Genomic DNA, 21713 nt, shown 5'->3' with positions numbered 1-21713 from the left:
ACTTTTTTATCACCCTCCCGACCTTGATGTCAAAAGACTTCCACCCGATTACGCCCATTATGCTTGGCTTGATACAGCGCCTGATCGGCCCGCTTGAATAAATCCGCTTCGGTATCCTCCTCCCGGCACAAGGTCACGCCGACACTCACGGTCACCCGTCCAACGGTCGGAAAATCGAAACAGGCCACTTCGTCCCGCAACACTTCCGCCAATCCCAATGCCGACGGCAGCTCCAAATCCAACCCCAACAATAAAAACTCTTCACCGCCCCAACGGCCGACATGGTCGATGTCCGGACTCAAACGTTTCGCCAAACGCGCAATTTCAATCAGAATTTCATCACCGACATCGTGCCCGTAATCGTCGTTGATTTGTTTGAAATGATCCACATCGAACAAAATCAGGCTGAACGTCTGACCGTTCTGCATCCGTTGCCGCATTTCCGTTTCAATCACTCCGGTCAAATGACGCCGATTGCACAGCCCGGTCAACACATCCTTCATCGCCATCTCATTCAGCGCCTGTTGCATCTTGACCTGTTCGGAAACATCCTTGCCCGTGGACACGAAATATTCGATGTCGCCGTCGGCATTGAAAATCGGGCTGATGGTAGTGTCTTCATGGTAGGTAGAACCGTCTTTGCAACGGTTCATAATGCGATTCTGGTACACCTGTCCGGAGAGAATCTTATCCCACAGCGCCTTGGCTTTCGTCTGATCCTGCATCTCGGATTTCAACATGCCCGGCGTTTTGCCTAACAGCTCGTCTTCGGTGTAACCGGTTTTGTCGAGCAACGCCTGATTGACGAACACCAATCGGCCGTCCCGGTCGGTAATTTTGACGAAATCGGCGGTTTGCTCGATGACCTTAGCGAAAATTTTCAGGCGCTCCTCGGCCTGCACCTTATCGGTCACATCAACGATTTTACCCAGCAAATGGGTGACGTCACCCGCCGCATTCCGCTCGAAGGTCAAGCGAATGTCCACCCAGGCATAATCGCCGTCCGGTTTGCGCAAACGGATGGTTTTCGCCAGATGCGAATCGCCGTCACGCGCCTTGGCCGCGACTTCCTGTTCCAACGGCGCCAAATCCTTGGGGTGAATCAAATCCTGATAACACAATTCCTGCCGATACAACGCCTCCGGGTCGTAGCCGAACGCCGCGAAATTATCGGTGAGATAACGCACCGGCCATTTGGGCGCATACTCGCAATAAAACACCACGGTTTCACTGTTGTTAATCAAATCGATGATTTTTTGCTGCAAGAGTCGGCTCCCGGTGTCGAACACCCGAAAAGGGTGATTAATCGCAAAGGTAATGGGTTCAACCTCAATCACGCCATCTTAAAACAAATAATCATTACTTTTTATAAGTTTTTTATATGGGCGACTCGATTTCTTGATAAGCCCGCCTTATCGGCGTTGAATCCCGTTTCAGACGTGGACTGAAATGGCCTATAATATCGACTTTCAAACCACCGGAATCCAACGGCCCCATGCCCAAGAAAACCGTGCAAACCGACCGCAATTTCGACAGTCTGATCGACAAGTTCGAAAAACGGGTTTACGACACCGTCAAAGGCGATTGGCGCCTCAAACTGCTGAAAGAAGACCTGGGCTTTTTACGCGATGGTGAAGCCTCACACAATTCGCCAGGCCTGGGTAATTCGGCTCAAACGCCGTTCTCCACACCATTATCCATCTGGGATGCCGGGTGCGGTTTCGCGCAAATGGGCCAATGGTTTGCCGAAGCCGGGCACGACTTGACGCTGTGCGACTTGTCACGCAAAATGCTGGCGCGCGCCCAACAGAACTTCGCCGACCAGCAACTGGAAGCCACCTTCCTGCACGGTTCGGCACAAAGCCTGGCACCGGAATTGCCCGCCTTCGATTTAGTGCTGTTCCACGCCGTCATCGAATGGCTGGCCGACCCGAAAACCGGATTGCAAACCGTGGCCGACAAGGTCAGGCCTGGCGGATATTTGTCATTGCTGTTCTATAACCGCAATGCGTTCGTCTACAACAATGTGCTCAAAGGCAGCTGGCGCTGGGAGCATATTTTGTCCGACGCCTATATTGGCAAGGGCAAAAAACTCACGCCGCCCAATCCGCAATACCCGGAAGACATGATCGAACAACTCGAAGCGCTCGGTTTCGAAATTCGCCAGCAAACCGGCATCCGCGTATTTCACGATTACCTCACGCCGCAAGTGCTGGCCGACAGCGACCTGGACGAACTGCTGGCATTGGAATACCGTTACTGCCGCCAAGCCACTTATCGCCACATGGGGCGTTATGTTCACTTTTTAGCTTACAAACCGGACACCGATTCATGACCCGATTTTCCAGCCGTTCACACAAAGCGTCGCAAAAACGCCTGCTCAACACCCTGTTTTCCGAGCTGTCGAAACAGCCCAAACTGCTGCAACTGAGTTTTTTCTGGATACCAACGCTCTTCGGTCTGTTACTGCTCATCGGCGGTTTGAAATACGTTTACGAAGTCGAAGTCGCGCGGCCGAATATGGCCTATATGGGCGTGCCGAAAACCCAAAACGATTTGCAGACCTTAACCCACGTTCTGCGCAACGACGGTTTCATGCTGGCCTATTCCGAAGCGCTGGCCAATCCGGTTTGGGTGACTTACAAGGTCACCCCCGACACCGTGCCTTACGGCAAACGGCCGCGCTTTGAAGCCGACTGGCGCTCGCTGGCGCACATCCGCCATTCCGACTACACCGGCAGCGGTTACGACCGCGGCCACATGGCACCGAATTACGTCATCGCCAGCCGTTACGGCTTCGCCGCGCAAAAAGAAACCTTTCTGATGACCAACATCACCCCGCAAAAACCGCAGTTCAATCAGAAGATCTGGCAACGGCTGGAAGAAGTCAGCGCCGATTTCTTTTCCAAACAATTCGGCGATTTCTGGGTGGTGACCGGGCCGATTTTCGACGCCGACCCGAAACGCTTCCAAAAAGCGCCCATCGCCATCCCCAAAGCCTTCTACAAAATTTTCATCCGCCCGTCGGATGATGGCAAAGCCCCGGTGGCGCTGGCGTTTATCCTACCGCAAACCGCGAAACCGAAAGACAGTTTGCTGAAATACGTCACCACCATCGACGCCGTGGAAGTGCAAACCGGGATTGATTTTTTCTGGCAATTGGACGATGCTATTGAGCATTCGCTGGAATCCAGCCAAACCCCCCAGGCCTGGTCATTATCGCAAGTGGCCAATTTGCCGAGCCGATATTGACCCGGTCCACGCGACCAACCGAGGAGACGCCATGAAACGCCGCCAATTTCTCACCCTGCTGACCGCCACCGGCTTGCTGTCAGGCTGCACGGGGAACGAAATCCGGCGCAGCCTGGCCTCCGCTCAGCAGTTGTCGAACGGCGACGTACCGTCCGCCCTGAGTGCGCAGATTCCCTCCACCGGCGTGGCGCCGCTGGACCAATTGGTGCGCAAGCAACTGAAAAGCATGATTCAGGAACTCGCTAAAACCTGGGGCGATGAAAAGGTCGCCACCCCGAAAGAATACGTCAAATACACCGACCAATACAAAAGCCGCGCCATCGTCAATTTCAACACCGGCCGCATCCGCGTGGAAACCGTGGACGAGAAAAAGCCCGATGCTGCCTTGAAAGCCGCCATTATCAGCACCTTGCTGACGCCGGAAAACCCGTCCAAGGTCGATTTACTGTCCGATAAAGCCGTCAAAACCGGGCAAACCCCGTTTTTATACGACCTGGTCGTCGATCAGGACAAAAAGCCCGTCGGCACCCAATGGCGCGCCAATCGTTACGCCGAATACCTGATGAAACACACCTATCACGTCGATACCTACAACGGCAAAAAACGCCGTTACGTCACCTTCGACATGATTCAGGACCACAATCAGGCCCAACAGAAACATTACGCCAGTTACGTCAACCGCCAAAGCAAACGCTTCGGCGTGGATTCGGCCTTGATTTACGCCATTATCGAAACCGAAAGCTCCTTCAACCCTTACGCCATGAGCCACATTCCGGCTTACGGGTTAATGCAAATCGTGCCGCAATCCGCCGGGCGCGATGCCTACCGTTTTCTGTACAAAAAAGACGGCACCCCCACCAAGGATTATCTGTTCAAAGCGGGCAACAACATCGAAATGGGCACCGCCTATCTGCACATTTTGTTCACCCGTTATCTGTCGAACGTCAAAAACGCCAAAGCACGCGAATACTGCTGCATCGCCGCTTACAACACCGGCAGCGGCAATGTGCTCAACGCCTTCGATTCCAACCGCGACCGCGCCTTTTCCAAAATCAACGCCATGAGCGCCTCAGCGGTGTACAGCCACCTGCGCAAAAACCTCAAATACGAAGAAGCCCGCAATTACCTCTATAAAGTCACCCAGAAAAAACGCGCTTACGTTTGAGTAAGACGGTTTAACACGCACCAACTGGCTACGCAAAAATATTTAGTGTATTATCAAAAAAATTCTGAAAAGAAATTCAATATAAAATAACAAGGTAAAAGAGCCTTAAACTAAATGTTATATTTGAGAAGCTATGGGTAAAATCACACAATTTGATTTAAACGTCTTGGAGTCAATCTCTAAAGTTCTTGGAAACACCACAGATGGATTAACCGGAACTGAGATAGGAAAGCTGTTGCATGAATGTAGAATTGATGACATTGACTCAGGTAATACCAAATGGAAAAGATTAAATAACGCCCTTGCCAATAAACAGCAAGTTGATGGCTGTGCGAATAATGTCATTGCCTTCATCCAGCATGCACTGAGCCCAGCAAGACATTACGACAATCCTGAGTGGTTTAATGATACTCGTTACAAAATTAACAAGATTCTGAGCTTTGAAGGGTTGGCAATTGGAGAGAATGGAAAAGCCAATTACTCTTCAAAAGCGGAAACTATCAGTGAAGCAGCCTCGAAAGCGTGTAAGCTGAAAGAGCATTTACTTGCCAGAAATGTTCACCCTGACATCATCACTTTTTGTCGGGAAGAGCTAGTGGTAGATAATTACTTTCATGCTGTATTTGAAGCAACTAAAAGCGTTGCTGAGAAAATAAGAATGAAGACCGGCCTAGTTAGTGACGGAGCTGCACTAGTTGATGATGCATTCTCATTCAGAGAAGTGCCACACTTAGCCTTTAACTCACTTCAATCTGAAAGTGAGAAAAACGAGCAAAAAGGTTTTATGAATCTACTTAAGGGTTTATTTGGTACCTTTAGAAATACTACTGCTCATGCGCCAAAGATAACTTGGGAAATCGAAGAGCAGGATGCTCTTGATATATTATCTATGGTATCGCTTGTGCATAGACGTCTTGATAAAGCAATTGAAGCAAAGAAAATATATGAAGGAAAAATATAATCAGTCGCTTCAGCCGGTTCGTCACCGCTAATCAATGGAAGTAAACTTAATTAATCCTTAAAACTCTATTTTACAGTTTCATTTTTAACTCAAAACGACCAGGCCTGGGTAAATTCATTGCGCCACTCCCTGAAACCAACCCAACATCACAACTATCACTGTTTCCCACAAATCTTTTATAATAAGCCACCATAAAGCAACCCATAGGACCGGATGACTGTGAAAGACACTATTTATGCCCAGCCACATGAAGCCGTCGGCGAATTTCAGTTCGACGAATCGGTCGTGGCCGTCTTTCCGGATATGATTCAGCGCTCGGTGCCGGGTTATCAAACCATTTTGACCGGCATCGGGGAGCTGACGGCGCAATATGCCCAACCCGATTCCCAGCTTTACGATTTGGGTTGTTCGCTGGGTGCGGCCAGCTTGACCATGCGCCGTAAAGCGCTGACCGGTTGCCGCATTATCGCCGTGGATACGTCCCAGCCGATGATCGACCGCGCTCGGGAGCATATTGAAGGGTTTCATTCCGACATTCCGGTGACCTTGCAGTGCGAAGACATGACCGAGACCGTCATCGAAAACGCGTCGGTGGTGGTCATCAATTTCACCTTGCAGTTCATTGAACCGGAGGCGCGCCAGTTATTGGTTAATCGAATTTATCAAGGATTGCGGCCGGGCGGCATTTTGATTTTATCGGAAAAAATCCATTTCAATTCCGAACCGATGCAACAGACCATCGAGCACCTGCATTTGCAATTCAAACGCGCCAACGGTTATTCCGAATTGGAAATCGGCCAGAAACGCGCGTCTTTGGAAAACGTGCTCATCAGCGACACCGAAGCCACGCATTTGGACCGCATGAAACAAGCCGGTTTCGAACACGCCAATATCTGGTTTCAGGCGTATAATTTCGCGTCCTTTCTGGCCATCAAATAATTGAACGACTTGAATCGACACTATAAAGGTTCCATGTGAAACACCATCACCAACATTACGCCAACTTCTGGCCCCAATTAGAAAAGTTTCGTCTCAATCACTGGTTGACCAGCTTGCCACCGGCGTTGGATATGGCGCTGGACGCCGATGCCAACGGCAATTTGCCGCGCTGGCTACCGGCGTTGGACCGCATTATGCAATTCCCCACTTCCGACCAGGCCTGGCTGAATCAAAGCGCCATCACCGCCCGTTCGGAAGGGTTTTCCGAGGCCGACTGCGTGGAGCTGACCGAAGCCTTACGCGCTTTTATCCCTTGGCGTAAAGGGCCGTTTGAGATTGAAAACATCGCCATCGACACCGAATGGCGTTCGGACTGGAAATGGGATCGCGTCGCACCGCATCTGGCCCCGCTGGAAGGCCGCAAGGTACTGGACATCGGTTGCGGCAGCGGCTACCACTTATGGCGCATGTTGGGCGACGGCGCGTCTCTGGCGGTCGGCGTTGACCCCAGTATGCTGTTCATGACCCAGTTTCTCGCCATCAAGCATTTCCTCGGAGAGGACTTACCGGCCTATTTCCTACCGCTGACACTGGAACAGCTTCCGGCCAGCCAGCAGTCCGATGTGTTCGACACCGTCTTTTCCATGGGCGTGCTGTACCATCGTCGTTCGCCCATCGACCACATTCTCGACTTGAAACGTCAGCTGCGCCCAGGCGGCGAATTGGTGCTGGAAACGCTGGTGGTGCCGGACGATTTCGGTCAATTACTGGTGCCGAGAGAACGCTATGCGCAGATGAATAACGTTTGGTTCATTCCGTCGGTAGACGAGTTGCAACTGTGGTTGGAAAAGTGCGGGTTCAAAAACGTCCGTTGCGTGGACCTCAACCAAACCTCACTGGAAGAACAGCGCTCCACCGAATGGATGGATTGGAAATCGCTTGAAGACTTCCTTGACCCGAATGACCATAATAAAACGGTCGAAGGCTATCCTGCGCCATTACGCGCCGTGATGCTGGCAGATAAGCCCAAATAAATTCACCCGCTTTCCCGGGTGGATTTGGGGTAGAATGAAAGGACTCGAGATTGACCGGAAATACCTGATGATGAACCCTTTCCGCCTAGTGTCCGTACTATTGCTTAGCCTGCTGTTATTGGGGTGCGACTCTCAGGATGGCTCTTTGCTGAATCTCGGCTCGGACGATAAAAGCGACAAACCGGAACTGGTCATCTACAGCGGCATCACCATGGTGCGCCCCTTACAGCAGCTGGCTTACGAGTTCGAGGCCATTCATGATGTCGACGTCACCATCAAACAAGGCGCCAGCGGCTATTTGTACCGCACTTTGAAGGTGGAACGCAAAGGCGATATCTTCTTTCCCGGTTCCGACTCCTACCGCATCAAACACCAAGCCGAAGGCCTGCTGAAAGACCATGTTTTCGTGGGCTACAACCGCATCGCACTGGTGGTGCCGGAAGGCAACCCCAAACATCTGACCGACAATCTGAATCAACTCTACGACCCGGATATTTCCGTGGTACTGTCCTCGCCCGAATCCGGAGCGGTGGGCAAAAACGCCAAGGCGCTGCTCGACAAAGTCGGCATCACCGACAAGGTGTATGACAACGTCACCTACTTCACCACCGATTCGCACCGCATTTTCACCGCCATTAAAGACGGGCACGCCGATTTGGCGTTGAACTGGTACGCCACCACCAAATGGCCGGAAACCGAATTGTATGTCGATGCCATCCTGTTGCCCAAATCGCTGGCACCGCCTAAGCTACTGGAACTGAACTTACTATCGTTTTCCACCGAACCGGAACTCGCCAAAGAATTCATGGCATTTGCCAGCTCGAAACACGGTTTGGAAACCTTTGCTCAATACGGCTTTCTGACGCCGGACGAATTACAACACGCCATCGCGGCCTTACCACCAGCGGAAGAAATCGAACCGCATAAGGCTCGCCAATGAATCGCATCAAACAAAAATTCAACAAAACCCCACGCAATCTCTTCCTGTTGCTGATGGTGTTCATTTTCGGGTTCGGCTCCCAGGCCATTTTGAACTTAAGTGTGTCCAACTTCATTCACGAGCTGGACATGAAAGTCAAAAACTCCGAAGTGGAAAACCTCATCGGCCAGGAAATCATTCTGGAAATCCATAAAATCGAATCCGATTTCTTCCAGATGGCGGCGTTTCCGAACAAACACCTCCGCAAAATCCTGACCCGCGACATTCTCGAACAGCAACGCGAAATCGAACATTCCCTGACCATCCTCAACGAAGGCGGCATTTACCGGCACCGTCTGGATCTGAACTTACCCAACACCGAAGAACAGTTCGAAATTTTTCAGTACATACCCCGCGTGAAAGACCACTTTTCCTTTGCCCGCGCCGACATTCTGCCGAAATTCCGAATCATCAACGACAAACTCAACGACCTGACCGAACACTTGGACCGACTCGACCAGATGCGCCTGAACAACGACCCGAGACTGGCCGAGGTCCTGACGGAGCTGAAGCTCGAAGTCAAATTCTTCAAACCGATTTTCCATCGCATCAAAGAAGACGCCAACCGCATCTTCTATCGCAATACGTTGAACTTCCAGCAAATCCAAAAAGAAGTCGACGAACAGAAAAAAGAATACCGCAACCTGCAAATTCTACTGTCGTTATCGGCGTTGATTCTCGGCTTACTCGGTTTCTGGGCATTGAGCCGCAACATCAGCAACACCACCCGCCAAATCGAAATCAACCAGGACTACACTCAGGACATCCTCGATTCACAGACCAATATCATCATCGTCAACGACGGCACGCGCATCATTGACGCCAGTGGCGGTTTCTATCAGTTCTTCCCGGATTACGACTCTCTGGAAGCGTTCGCCAAAGACTACGACTGCATCTGCGACCTGTTCGTACAGGAAGAGGGTTACATTTACAAAAAAGACGACGAAAACTGGATTGAATACCTCATCAACAACCCGCACTTGACCCATAAAGCGAAAGTGGACTACAAGGGCAAAACCACCATCTTCCAGGTCTCCGCGGTCAAGTCTTATAAATACCAGCGTTTCATCATTTCGATGTTCGATATTTCCGACAACGAGCGCATCAACCAAGACTTGAAAGAGCAGAAAAACAAAGCCCTCGCCGCCACCCAGGCGAAGGGTGAATTCCTCGCCAATATGTCGCATGAAATCCGCACTCCGCTCAACGCTATCCTCGGCTTCATCGGCTTGCTGAAAGACAAGCCGTTGGATGAAGAAGCCAAAAAATACCTAGACACCATCGATAAATCCGGCCATTCGCTGCTCGGCATCATCAACGACATTCTGGATTTCAGCAAAATCGAAAGCGGTAAACTGGAATACGACCCGGTCGAATTCGACCCACGCGTCGAGTTCAACAGCACCGCCGATCTTTTCAAGGCGCGCTGTAGCGAAAAGAACATTTCCTTTTCCGTGAACCTGTCTTCCAACTTGCCTTCCGGATTGAAAACCGACATCCTGCGCGTCAAACAAGTGCTCACCAACCTGTTGTCGAACGCCGTGAAATTCACCGACCCGGAAAAAAGCATTTCATTGGATATCGACTATCAGGACGGCTTTCTGTTCTGCGCCGTCAAAGACCAGGGCATCGGCATGTCCGAAGACGCCCAGCAACGCATTTTCGAAGCCTTTTCCCAGGCGGAAACCTCCACCACCCGCAAATACGGCGGCACCGGCCTCGGCTTGACCATCAGCGTCAAACTGGTGGAAATGCTCGGCGGTCACCTGCAACTGAAATCCGAACTCGGAAAAGGAAGCACCTTCTCCTTCAGTATTCCAGCCGAAGTGGTGCAACTGAATCAATCCACACCGGAGCCGTCGGACAAAGCCCAACCCTTCCAGGGGCATATCCTGCTGGTGGAAGACAACCAGACCAACCAGATGCTGATGTCCGCCATCCTCAAGAAACAAGGGCTGACATTCGACATCGCCCGCGACGGTGTGGAAGCCGTGGAAGCGGTTCAGCACAAAGAATACGACTTGGTGTTGATGGACGAAAACATGCCGAATATGAACGGCATCGAAGCCACTCGACACATCCGAAAATTGGCCTATATCGGTGAATCCCTGCCGATTATCGCCTTGACCGCCAACGCCATGACCGGCGACCGTGAGCGTTTCCTGCGCGCCGGCATGAACGAATACCTGGCCAAACCGCTCAACCTTCGAGAACTGAAACGCGTGCTGCGCAAATTTCTCCAAGAGTGACCGCCCACACTAACGACGCCGTAAACCGAAAACCGCCAGGCCTGGGCAAAACCGATGGTCAAGATTCCTCCAAGATTGCTTAGGCTTTTACTCTTTTCTCAATTGAGAAATTCGTTTATCCTCCTATAATAAAGCGCGCGAATCATAAAAGACTGAAACGCCGACCAAGCGCGGGTGCGAACCCCACCGGAACGGCGACAAAACCGAATCACAACCCTGTTATCAAATGGAACGCCCAATGACCGCCATGACGACTGCGACAACCGCCCTACAACAAAAAGCCCAGCAACTGCTCGACACGCTCGATCAGCAGATTATTGGTCAATCCCATCTGACACAACGCATGCTCATCGCCCTGCTGGCCGACGGGCATTTGCTGGTGGAAGGGCCGCCAGGCCTGGCGAAAACCAAAGCGATTAAAACCCTCGCCAGTCTCATCGAAGGCAACTACCATCGTATCCAGTTCACGCCGGATTTACTGCCGTCCGACATCACCGGCACCGAAATTTACCGCCAAGAAACCGGTGACTTCGCACTGCAAAGAGGCCCGATTTTCCATAACCTGATTCTCGCCGACGAAATCAACCGCGCCCCGGCCAAGGTGCAATCCGCGCTTTTGGAAGCCATGGCCGAAGAACAGGTCACGGTCGGCAAACACAGTCTGCCGTTGGAACGGTTATTTATGGTCATGGCCACGCAAAACCCCATCGAGCAGGAAGGCACCTATCCGCTGCCGGAAGCGCAACTTGACCGGTTTATGATGCACGTCAAAATCGACTACCCCAATTCGGCGGCGGAAAAATTGATTCTCGATTTGGTGGAACGCGAAGCGCGTGATGATATGACCACCACTCCGGAAATGATGTCGCAAGACGAACTGTTCAGCGCGCGTGACGAAATCCTCAACCTGTACCTGTCTGAAGAAACCAAAACCTACATCGTCGAACTGGTCATGGCGACTCGTCAGGCGGAAAAATACGATGCCGAATTGGCGCGTTACATTGACTACGGTGTCAGCCCCCGTGCCACCGTCGCACTGTCGCGCACCGCCCGTGCGCTGGCCTGGCTGAAAGGCCAAGACTTCGTTTCACCGGAAGAAGTGCAAGCCGTGGTGCACGATGTGTTCCGCCACCGTTTGCTGGTCAGCTTCGAAGCCGAAGCCAACGGCAAAACCAGCGACAGCCTGGTCGACGACCTTTTGAAACTGGTGCCGGTGATTTAAACCACCGCAAGGATTTCACCATGTCACACGCCGCCAGCCCTTACACGCAAATGGACGATTTGATCGCTTTACGGTTTCACGTGAAACCGCGACGTCTGGCGCAACAGCAAAAACTCATTTCCGAAAAAGGCGGTTACCACCAGGCCATCCGTAAAGGCCGCGGCATGGAATTCAGCGAAGTGCGCGAATACACCGCCGGAGACGACGTGCGCCACATCGACTGGAAAGTCAGCGCCCGCACCCAGAAAACCCACACCAAAGTCTTTACCGAAGAACTGGAAAAACCGGTGGTCTGCGTGCTGGAGCAAACCCCGAAACTGTTTTTCGGTTCCCGCACGCGCTTCAAAGCCGATATGGCCTTGCAACTGCTCGCCGCTCTGGGCTGGGTCACTCTGCAACAAGGCGACCGTTTCGGCGGATTGGCCTTTAACCACCTCGGGCATCAATGGGTCGAGCCACGCCACCATCAAACTTCGGTGATGCAGTTTTTGCATCAAAGCCTGGCGCTGCAACAACAACTCAGCTCACCCGGCACCTCGTCTTCGGAACAGTGGGTAACACAACTGTCGCAACTGCAAAAACATTTGCGGCCCGGCACCCGCGTGTTTCTGATTGGCGATTTCCTGAACAGCAGCGACGCCTTCATCGAAAAATTGACCCAACTGAAGCGCCATGCCGACATCACACTACTGCATGTCTACGACCCGCTGGAAATTCATCTGCCGACCTTAGGGCAACTGAAGCTGACCGACGGCGATCATGAAATGGCCCTCAATACGCTGGATGACGCCTTTCGCGAACAATACACCGAACTGTATGAAAGCGCTTGGCAAACCCTGCATCAACAGCTCGCGCCCTGGCATTTACCGTTGGTGGACATCGCCACCGACGAAGACCCGGTCAAAGGCCTGATGGCACAAGGAATTCTTCGATAATGGATCCGAAAATCGAACAATTGCTGGCTCAGATGAACGACATCGCCGTCCCCGACCCGGTCGGCTGGTGGCCGCTGTCACAGACGCTGATCGGCCTGTTCGTCGGCATCGGTGGGATTCTGATTGGCTTAACCTGGTATTACCTGACCCAAAAACGCAATAACCGCTACCGCGAAGAAGCCTTGAACCTGTTCGACCAGCAAGTCACCCAAGCAGACACCCCACAACAGCAACTGCAATTGGCCAATAAACTGCTCAAACAGGTCGCCATCACCAACTATGGCCGTCGCCAGGTGGCCGAACTCAGCGGCCAGGCCTGGGTGAATTTCCTGCATCAGACCGCGCTCTACATCGACCAGCCGGAACACCTGCAAGCCTGTCTGGAATCGGCTTATCGGCCCAACCCGATTCAATCGGAAGCCGCCATCCGTGACACACTGGATTACGCCCGCAACTGGATTAAAGGACACCACAAATGACCTTTAACGACTGGACCGCGCTGTGGCAACAATTCGATTTTCTCTGGCCGTGGATGCTGGCGTTTCTGCCCTTGCCCTGGGTGATTCGCCTGGTGTTGAAACCGGCCGCGAAACGACAGATTCCATTACTGGCCCCGCATTTAATGCAACGGCTGGAAAGTGCACGAAAAAGCACCCTGCTGCAACACAAGGCCCACCCGTATCGGTTGCCGCCTTGGGCGCTGCTGTTATGGATACTGTTGATTCTGGCCGCCATGCGCCCGGTGTGGTTTCTAAACACCACGCCTTTTCAAGCGAGCGGTAAAGACCTGATGCTGGCCGTGGACCTGTCCGGCAGTATGGAAAAGGACGATATGATGCTCGGTGGCCACCGTGTCGACCGGCTGACCGCCGTCAAACACGTGGTGAAAGATTTCATCCAGAACCGCCAAGGCGACCGGATGGGGTTGGTGGTATTCGGTTCCCAGGCGTTTCTGCAAAGCCCGTTGACCTATGACCTCAATACCGTGGAAACCCTGCTCAAGGAAACCGAAATCGGCATGGCGGGCAACAACACCGCCATTGGTGATGCCATCGGCATCGCTCTCAAACACCTGCACAAAGCCAAACAGGAAAACGCCGTCTTGATTCTGCTCACCGACGGCTCCAACACCGCCGGTGCGGTTCGCCCGTTGGATGCCGCCAAGCAGGCGGAAAAAATGGGTTTGAAAATCTACACCATCGGCATCGGCCAAAAAGACCCCGCCGCCATCGACGACTTCCTGTTCGGCCGCGGTCATAATATGGACACCCGCACGCTGCAACAAGTCGCCAAACTGACCGGCGGCCAGTTTTTCCTCGCCACCGATACCGACAAACTCAATGAGATTTACACCCTCATCAACCAACTGGAATCCAGTGAACACGACGTCAACAGCTATCGCCTGCGCGACGAACTGTTCCATTGGCCACTGGGGCTGGCGATGCTGCTGAGTTTGCTGGTGGTGATGCTTCGGGTCTATCCGCAATGGCATCCGAATCGCTGGCGACGTCGCCCAACCGCTCCCAAAACCGGAGGGCGTCACTGATGGAAAACGCCACTTTGCACTTCCTCCGCCCCGAATGGCTGTTGGCCTTGATTCCGGCGTTCTGGCTGGTCTGGAAACTTTGGAAACAAAGCGGACGACAAGGCGCCTGGAACGCGATTATCTCACCGCGTTTCAAACCGGTCCTGCTGGGCGAGAAATCCGAAGAAAGCGTCTTCCCCTGGCCAGTGCTCGGTTTGGCGATTCTGTGGAGCATCGCTATCATCGCCCTGTCCGGCCCGAGCTGGAAACAAGTCGATGTCCCGGCGGAAAAGAACCGTCAGGGCACGGTCATTTTGTTCGACTTATCACTGTCGATGTTGTCGGACGACCTCAAACCCAACCGTTTGAGTCGCGCCCGCTATAAAGTGCTCGACCTACTGAAAGCCCATCCGGAATTGAATGTCGGCATGGTGGCGTATGCCGGCACCGCGCACACCATCGCGCCGATTTCCGAAGACAACCAGACCTTGCTGGCGCTGACGCCCAATCTCAGTCCTTTGATTATGCCAAGTTTCGGCGCCAATGCCGTGGCCGGTTTCGAACAGGCCCAAACCTTATTCAAAGGCGCCCATGTCAAACAGGGGCACATCCTGTGGGTCACCGACGATGTCGAAGCGTCGGAGCTCGCCGCCATCACCGAACAGGTCAAACAACACCATTTGCAACTCAGCATTCTGGTGGTCGGCACACCGAACGGCGGGCCGATTCAGGTGCCGAATTACGGGCTCATCAAGGACGAAAACGGCAAAATCGTCATGGCGAAAGTGCCTTTCCAACGCTTCCAATCCTTGGCGCAACAAACCGATGCCACCCTCTCGACTTTATCCATGCAAGACGTCGACACCACCCAATTGCTGCCGGACAGTTTGAGCGGATTCGACTCGGACAATCAACCCTCATCCGATAAAACCCTGTCGAACTGGCTGGACGAAGGCGTGTACCTGCTGTGGTTGCTGGTGCCGCTGGGCGCGTTGGCGTACCGACGCGGCTGGGCGTTTTCCTGGTTAAGCGTCGGTCTGCTGGGCTTAATGCTTTCCGGCGGCCTCATTTCACCGTCTCCGGCCTGGGCGAAAGAGGTCAAAACCGATGACAACACCAGCGTTACCTTGCTAGACGTATTCAAATCGCCCGACCAACAAGGCTATGAAAAATGGCTGAAACAGGATTACGACACGGCGTTGGACCGATTCGAAGACCCTCTCTGGCGCGGCGCCAGCTTGTATCGACAAGGCAAATACAAAGAAGCCGCCAAACAATTCAGTCTGGACGAAAGCGCCCAAGGGCATTACAACCGGGGTAATGCACTGGCCAAACTCGGCCAGTTTGAAGACGCCAAAGAACAATATGAAAAGGCGCTGAAAGTCGATCCAAAACTCACGGACGCCCAAAAAAATCTCGATTTAATGGACCAGATTCTCGAGGTGCAAAAGCAACAAAACGCTCAGGAATCCGGCGACAAGGAACGCCAAGGCCCCGATAAACAGCAACCGGATCAACAAGGTCAACCCAAACCGCAGGACGGTGATCAGTCCTCCGACAACAACCAACCGTCGTCCAACGCCCAGTCGAATCAAAACGGCGAAAGCGGCCAAAGTGGCGAAAACGGGCAAACACAACCCAATGGTCAGTCGCAAAACAACGATTTAAACGAGCCTTATCAACCCAAGCCTTCGGAAAAGGCACAGGAGCCAAAATCACCAGGCCTGGGCGAAAACGATGAAAATGCGGAACCGCGTGACGGCGATTTACAATCGAAAGAAGGCGGCGAACAACCGAAGCAACCCAAAAAACCCGGCCAGGAATTGGGGCAAGGACTGTCCGAATCCGACGCCGGCCCCAACGGCGACGGCAAAGCGCTGACCGCCCAACAATCCGAAGAGGAACAGGCGCGCCAAAACTGGCTGAAACAGATTCCCGACGAACCGGCTCTGTTCCTGAAACGCAAATTCGAATACCAATACCAGCAACAAGGCGGCTCGTCCAATCCGAAATATGAGGATAAAATGTGGTAACGCCCAACACGACTGAAAAACGAAACGGTAACGCATGATGACACAAGCACACACTCGCCGATACTTGAAAAGGGTGATTCTGATTACCCTGGCACTGATTCTCATCCTGTTGGTGACCAGCCAGGCGTTTGCCCGCGGTGTAACCGCGCAAATCGACCATCAGGACGCCGAAATGGGCGACATCATCACTCTGGTGGTGAAAACCGATTTCCAAACCTTCGACTCGCCCGACTTCCACAGCCTGGACGACCAGTTCGAAGTGCTGGGCAGCCAGCGCAGCAGTCAGATTCAAATCGTCAACGGTAACTATCAGGCTTATTCCCGCTGGGACGTGCGCCTTACGCCGAAACAAGCCGGCGACCTGGTGATTCCCCCATTCAATGTCGACGGCGAGCTCAGCGACCCAATCGTGCTGCATGTTTCGGAAGCGCCGAAAGCCGACCCTCGTGAACTGGGCAGCAGCTTTCTCGAATCCAGCGTGAACATCACAGAACCCTATGTGCAGCAAGAAGTGCTGTTCACCCTGCGGTTTTATCATCTCGGTCAGTTCCTCAACGGTAATATCCGCCCGCCGAGTTTCGACCACGCCATCACCCAGAACATCCGCAACCAGTTCAATTACCAAAAGCGTATCGGCGGGAAACTGTACGAAGTCTACGAATGGACCTGGGCTTTCTACCCGCAAAAAAGCGGTGCCATGACCATTCCGCCGCAAAGCTTTAATGGCCGGATTCAATACCGCGGCGTGCTGAAACTGGTGCAGGATAAAACCCAACCGATTGAGTTGAATGTACAACCGCAACCGGACACCTATCCGGTGCAATCCGCCTGGTTACCAGCCAAAGAGGTTCGCCTCACCGAAGACTGGCAAACGCCGAATCCGATTCGGGTCGGCGACTCCATTACCCGAACCCTGACCCTGCAAGCGGATGGGCTCCTGGCCTCGCAACTGCCGGATTTCCAGTTCAAAGAGCAGGCCCATTTCCACATTTATCCGGATCAGCCCCACACCAATAATCAAGCCACCGAAAACGGCATGCAAAGTCAGAAGGTGGAAAAGCTCGCCATCGTTCCGACCGAACCGGGTGACATCGTATTGCCGGAACTGACTCTGCACTGGTGGAACACCGAACAAAACACCTTGGAAACCATTACCCTGCCGTCCAAAACCCTGACGGTGTTACCGGCGCTGACATCTCAAAGCAACACCTTTGATACCGCAACTTTGCCGGAAACCCATGAAACCGTTTCACGTGAAACATCCACAACGGATTCAACCACTTGGTCGGTTTCCTGGTTCAGCGTTCTGCTACTGGGACTGTGGTTGATAACGCTTTGGTATGCGCTGAAATGGCGTCGGGCACTGCAAAATTTACCGAGAGAACCAACGGAAACCGCGAATCTGAAAAACGACCAGGCCTGGTCAAAATCGCCGGAAATGGACACGGTCTGTGATGAAACGGAATTGGACGCCAAATCACTGTACCGCGCCGTTTTGGCCTGGCAACAACAGGCATCCATTGAGAGCAGTAAACGTTTGTTAACGGACTTACAGCGCCTCAAGGCGCATCTGTATCATCAGGAACCGCTGGCACCGCAGACGCTGGCCGACATTTGTGCGGAAATCCAACATCTGCAACGCCAAGCGCAAAACGCGCCTGCCAAAACCGGTTCCGGCCAAAATCTGGAACCGATTTATCCAAACGAATCTTAAGACAACGAACCGCCGGGTCGGTCGGAATCAATCGCTTTTGAAGTGACCGTCAGCGATTTTCTGCACCGCCGGATAATTGGTTTTTCCGGTACCCAGTACCGGCATTTCCTCAACCAGAATCACAGTTCTCGGCACCATGATTTCCGACACCTGTGCGGCTTTGGCGGCTTCCTTGACGGTATGGCGGCTCAGGGACTCGTCATTGGTGACCAGAATCAACTGCTCGCCTTTACGTTCATCCGCCACGGCCACCACCACGTGATGACCTTCCGGGCTGGCTTTATTAATGTAACTTTCCACCGCTGCCAACGAAATCATTTCCCCGCCGATTTTGGCAAAGCGTTTGGCGCGCCCTTTAATGCTGATAAAGCCGTCTTCGTCCACGTCCACCACATCACCGGTATCGTGCCAGCCGTCCTTCGGCGATTGCAGCACACCCGGCTGGTCCGGCATCAAATAGCCCATCATGATATTCGGGCCTTTCACCACCAAACTGCCACCCTCTTGAATACCGTCGATTTTACGTAACCGATAATCGACGCCCGGTACCAGTTGTCCGACGGTGCCGTTTTTGAAGCTGAGCGGAATGTTCACCGCCAAAACCGGTGAGGTTTCGGTCACGCCGTAACCTTCCAGAATCGGCGTCAAGAATTCATCGGCATACAAACGACGGGTTTCCGGGCGCAGTTTTTCCGCCCCCGCCACCAAATAACGCACACTGTAAAAGTCGTATGGGTCGGCTTTCTTGGCGTAGCCACTGAAGAAGGTATCGGAACCGAACAGAATTTTCACGTTCAAGTTGTAAACGTATTCCGGAATCACCCCGTAATGCAGCGGCGACGGATACAAAAACACCTTGCCGCCTTTCAACAACGGCCACAACAATCCGGCGGTCAAGCCGAAGCTGTGGAAGGTCGGTAAGGCATTGAACAACTGCTCGCCCGGCAATAAGGTCAGCATCGCGGAAATCTGCTCGACATTGCTGTACAGGTTGTTATGCGACAGGACCACGCCTTTCGGCGCGCCTTCCGAACCGGAAGTGAATAACACCGCACCTTCTTCATCCGGCGACAAACTGTACCCCGGCACCGCCGAAGCGCGGCTCAGTAAAGCGGCCAATTTATCGCCCAGCCCCACCGTGGCGCGAATGTCTTCCAGATACAGGAAGCGTACCTGTTCGGACAAGGCCTCGACCGTGGCATGCAACTCATAAGCGTCCACAAATTTCCGCGATGTCAGCACGGTTTGAATTTCCGCCGTTTCACAGGCCGATTTCATCGGCCCCAAGCCAGCGGTGAAATTCAACATGGCCGGCACATAGCCGTAAGCCTGCAGCGCGAAAAAGGTGGTCGGCATGCCGCTGACATTCGGCAATAACACCGCCACCCGTTTTTCGTCCTTCAAAATCCGGTGCAATTTTTTACCCAGAATACGCGACGCCAACAGCAGTTTTTTACGCGACAAGGCCACTTCGTTGATGTCTTCAACGCAAATATCGGACGCGGAATATTCCCGCGCCGAATCCACCAAGGCCCGATACAAAGATTTAGGTGTGTAATTAGCGTGGAACTGATTGTCGCGCATCAGCGTGAAAACACGATTTTTAAAAAATTGGTGTTTTTGACGCCCTTTCAAACCGGCTGGCAATTCAATGGTTTCCGGTGGCAAGACCTTTAAAGTGATTTTCGGCAACCACTGGCGTTTCATATACGCCATCTTCATGCCGTCCAAATAGGAGAAATGGGTTTTTTGCGCCCCTTGAATGTAAATCGGCAGAATTTTGGCTTTGGCTTTATGCGCCACCAAGCCGGTGCCTTCGTAGATTTTCATCAAACTGCCGGTGGTGGTGATGCGCCCTTCCGGGAAAATCATGCAGTGTTTGCCGTTCTTCAACTCTTGAATGACTTTTTTGGTGGCATAAGGGTTATGGAATTCGACTTTAAAGTGATCGACAAAACTCAGCAAAAACCGTTCATACCATTTTCGAGTGTGAGTTTCGTCAATCATAAAAGCGGTGTCGCCCGGCAGATAAGTACTGATGAGCACGCCGTCCAACAGCGAGGTATGGTTGGCGACAATCAACATCGGTTCGCCGGATTGATCCAGCCGATGGTAATGCTCCAATCCGGTGATTTCCACCCGGTAGAAGACTTTCAATAAAAATTTGATAATCAGGCTCACCATTATTGTTTTCCTTTTTTTAAGATGAACAAAATCGACCGATCCGCCCGGCTTACGAAGGTTGTGTCAACACACGCCCGCGTTTCAGATACCAGAAGGCAACCAATAGATTCAACAGTGCCACACTGTATAAAATTTGCGTCAAATCGAATTCAAATGCATACAACGCCATAATGAAGACGGACGACACCACCATCAGCAACGCATTGGTGATGTTATTGACCGCCACCATTCGCGAACGGAAATGATGCGGTGTCTTCACTTGCAGCAACGTGTAAAGCGGCACCGTAAACAAACCGCCGAAAGTGGCGATCAACAGCATTGTCAATAACACCACCACCGACGGCCATTGGGTCAAAAACATCGAAATACCGACAAGGTCATCCGCCAACACCACCTGGTTCATGGCCAGGTTTCCAATCAGAATCACCACTGAAATCGCCATCAACAGCCACACTAACCAACGCACATTGGTCAGACTGCGCACCGGCTTTTGGTAGCACCCCGCCAACCAGGCACCCAACGCAATCCCGACGGAAAACACCGTCAGAAACAATAAAACCACTTTGTCATCGCCACCAAGCTGGTCGGCCACCAGCACCGGAATTTGACTCAAATAGGTCGCCCCCAGAAACCAGAACCACGAAATCGCCAACACCGCGAAAAACGCTTGTGGGAAATCATGGCGCAACGCCATTTCCTGACGGGTGTTACGCCACAGATTCCATTGCACCGTCAAGGATGCGTCTCCCGCCGCACTGGTCGGCACAAACCGGCTGGCGACATAGCCCAGCACCGCCACCACCAAAATGGCCGCCGCCATGCCGGTTTCTCCACCGTCCGTCAACACCACCCAACCGCCGGCAATCGTCCCCAACAGAATCGCCACAAACGTGGAGGCGCTGAACCAACCGTTGCCATCCAACAACTCTTGATCGGCCAAATGTTCCGGTAAGACGGCGTATTTGATCGGGCCGAAAAATGCCGACTGCACCCCCATCAAAAACAGCACCGCAAACAACAGCTCGACGCTCTGAGTCATCAAAGCCATGGCACCGAGTAGCATAATGAGAATTTCCGCCAGCTTGATTTTTCGAATCAGCGCGGTCTTCTCGTATTTATCCGCCAACTGCCCGGCAAACGCCGAGAACAGGAAAAACGGCAGAATGAAAATGCCCGCCGCCAGCGTAATCAAGAGTCCGGCCTGCTCCGGGCTTTCCGCCAGGCGAAAGGTAATCAGCATCACCAAAGCGTTTTTGAACAGATTGTCGTTAAAGGCGCCTAAAAACTGCACCCAAAACAGCGGAAAAAACCGTCTTGTCAGAAAAAATCCGTTATTCACTCGTCATCCTTTGGCCTTCACCGATTCGACATTTGGGTTTCAGAAAGTTTCATTTGACACAAGTCAGCAACCGATTGCAATCTTTTCACCCAGTGCTGTTTTCTTTCAAAACCCGCCGCATTATAAAGGTGCCCATCCGGCTTGCCCATTCAATTCTGGTTATCAACCGCCAGAAGCCATTT

At 52.6% G+C, this 21713-nt stretch carries 17 protein-coding genes; 14 read left to right on the top strand and 3 right to left on the bottom strand.

The window, feature by feature from the left end:
- Positions 1–29: 29 nt before the first annotated feature.
- Positions 30–1337, bottom strand: coding sequence for a sensor domain-containing diguanylate cyclase (locus tag EPV75_RS00670; protein ID WP_225972347.1), 1308 nt, complete (start codon positions 1335–1337; stop codon positions 30–32).
- Between the two features lie 158 nt (positions 1338–1495).
- Here EPV75_RS00670 and EPV75_RS00665 point away from each other — a divergent pair, with 158 nt between their 5' ends.
- From EPV75_RS00665 to EPV75_RS00600, 14 genes are all read left to right on the top strand, one after another.
- A complete protein-coding gene (locus EPV75_RS00665; protein ID WP_128384133.1) occupies positions 1496–2335 on the top strand; it encodes a methyltransferase domain-containing protein in 840 nt (279 codons plus the stop codon).
- A complete protein-coding gene (locus EPV75_RS00660) occupies positions 2332–3252 on the top strand; it encodes a DNA/RNA non-specific endonuclease (protein WP_128384132.1) in 921 nt (306 codons plus the stop codon). The genes EPV75_RS00665 and EPV75_RS00660 overlap by 4 nt, the downstream gene beginning before the upstream one ends.
- 31 nt (positions 3253–3283) lie before the next feature.
- Positions 3284–4417, top strand: coding sequence for a transglycosylase SLT domain-containing protein (locus EPV75_RS00655; RefSeq protein ID WP_128384131.1), 1134 nt, complete (start codon positions 3284–3286; stop codon positions 4415–4417).
- Between the two features lie 133 nt (positions 4418–4550).
- A complete protein-coding gene (locus EPV75_RS00650; RefSeq protein ID WP_128384130.1) occupies positions 4551–5378 on the top strand; it encodes a TIGR02391 family protein in 828 nt (275 codons plus the stop codon).
- A 213-nt stretch (positions 5379–5591) separates the two neighbouring features.
- Positions 5592–6317: a carboxy-S-adenosyl-L-methionine synthase CmoA gene (gene cmoA, locus EPV75_RS00645; protein WP_128384129.1), complete on the top strand. Its 726-nt coding sequence runs from the start codon at positions 5592–5594 to the stop codon at positions 6315–6317.
- 35 nt (positions 6318–6352) lie between these two features.
- Positions 6353–7351, top strand: coding sequence for a tRNA 5-methoxyuridine(34)/uridine 5-oxyacetic acid(34) synthase CmoB (gene cmoB, locus EPV75_RS00640; protein WP_128384128.1), 999 nt, complete (start codon positions 6353–6355; stop codon positions 7349–7351).
- A 34-nt stretch (positions 7352–7385) separates the two neighbouring features.
- Entirely contained in the window at positions 7386–8291 is a 906-nt protein-coding gene (locus EPV75_RS00635; protein ID WP_128384127.1) for a substrate-binding domain-containing protein, read from the top strand.
- Positions 8288–10579 carry a hybrid sensor histidine kinase/response regulator gene (locus EPV75_RS00630; protein ID WP_128384126.1) on the top strand — a complete coding sequence of 764 codons (2292 nt, stop codon included), beginning with the start codon at positions 8288–8290 and terminating at the stop codon, positions 10577–10579. The genes EPV75_RS00635 and EPV75_RS00630 overlap by 4 nt, the downstream gene beginning before the upstream one ends.
- Positions 10580–10817: 238 nt before the next feature.
- A complete protein-coding gene (locus EPV75_RS00625) occupies positions 10818–11801 on the top strand; it encodes an AAA family ATPase (RefSeq protein ID WP_449768857.1) in 984 nt (327 codons plus the stop codon).
- 20 nt (positions 11802–11821) lie between these two features.
- Entirely contained in the window at positions 11822–12736 is a 915-nt protein-coding gene (locus EPV75_RS00620) for a DUF58 domain-containing protein (protein WP_128384125.1), read from the top strand.
- Complete coding sequence (locus tag EPV75_RS00615; protein WP_128384124.1) at positions 12736–13215, top strand: DUF4381 domain-containing protein; 480 nt, start codon at positions 12736–12738, stop codon at positions 13213–13215. The genes EPV75_RS00620 and EPV75_RS00615 overlap by 1 nt, the downstream gene beginning before the upstream one ends.
- Positions 13212–14282, top strand: coding sequence for a VWA domain-containing protein (locus EPV75_RS00610; RefSeq protein ID WP_127118943.1), 1071 nt, complete (start codon positions 13212–13214; stop codon positions 14280–14282). Before EPV75_RS00615 ends, EPV75_RS00610 begins: the two co-directional genes overlap by 4 nt.
- Positions 14282–16294, top strand: coding sequence for a VWA domain-containing protein (locus tag EPV75_RS00605; protein WP_192894007.1), 2013 nt, complete (start codon positions 14282–14284; stop codon positions 16292–16294). The genes EPV75_RS00610 and EPV75_RS00605 overlap by 1 nt, the downstream gene beginning before the upstream one ends.
- A 34-nt stretch (positions 16295–16328) precedes the next feature.
- Positions 16329–18008, top strand: coding sequence for a BatD family protein (locus EPV75_RS00600; RefSeq protein ID WP_128384122.1), 1680 nt, complete (start codon positions 16329–16331; stop codon positions 18006–18008).
- A 27-nt stretch (positions 18009–18035) separates the two neighbouring features.
- Here the strand turns inward: EPV75_RS00600 and EPV75_RS00595 are convergent, their stop codons facing one another.
- Positions 18036–20192, bottom strand: a complete 2157-nt coding sequence (locus tag EPV75_RS00595) for an AMP-binding protein (protein ID WP_192894006.1) — start codon at positions 20190–20192, stop codon at positions 18036–18038.
- Positions 20193–20241: 49 nt separating this feature from the next.
- Positions 20242–21531: an MFS transporter gene (locus EPV75_RS00590; RefSeq protein ID WP_128384121.1), complete on the bottom strand. Its 1290-nt coding sequence runs from the start codon at positions 21529–21531 to the stop codon at positions 20242–20244.
- Between the last annotated feature and the right edge of the window lie 182 nt (positions 21532–21713).

This window comes from Hydrogenovibrio thermophilus (genome assembly GCF_004028275.1).
GTDB classification, from domain to species: domain Bacteria; phylum Pseudomonadota; class Gammaproteobacteria; order Thiomicrospirales; family Thiomicrospiraceae; genus Hydrogenovibrio; species Hydrogenovibrio thermophilus.
This window is presented reverse-complemented; position numbering and strand designations above follow the sequence as displayed.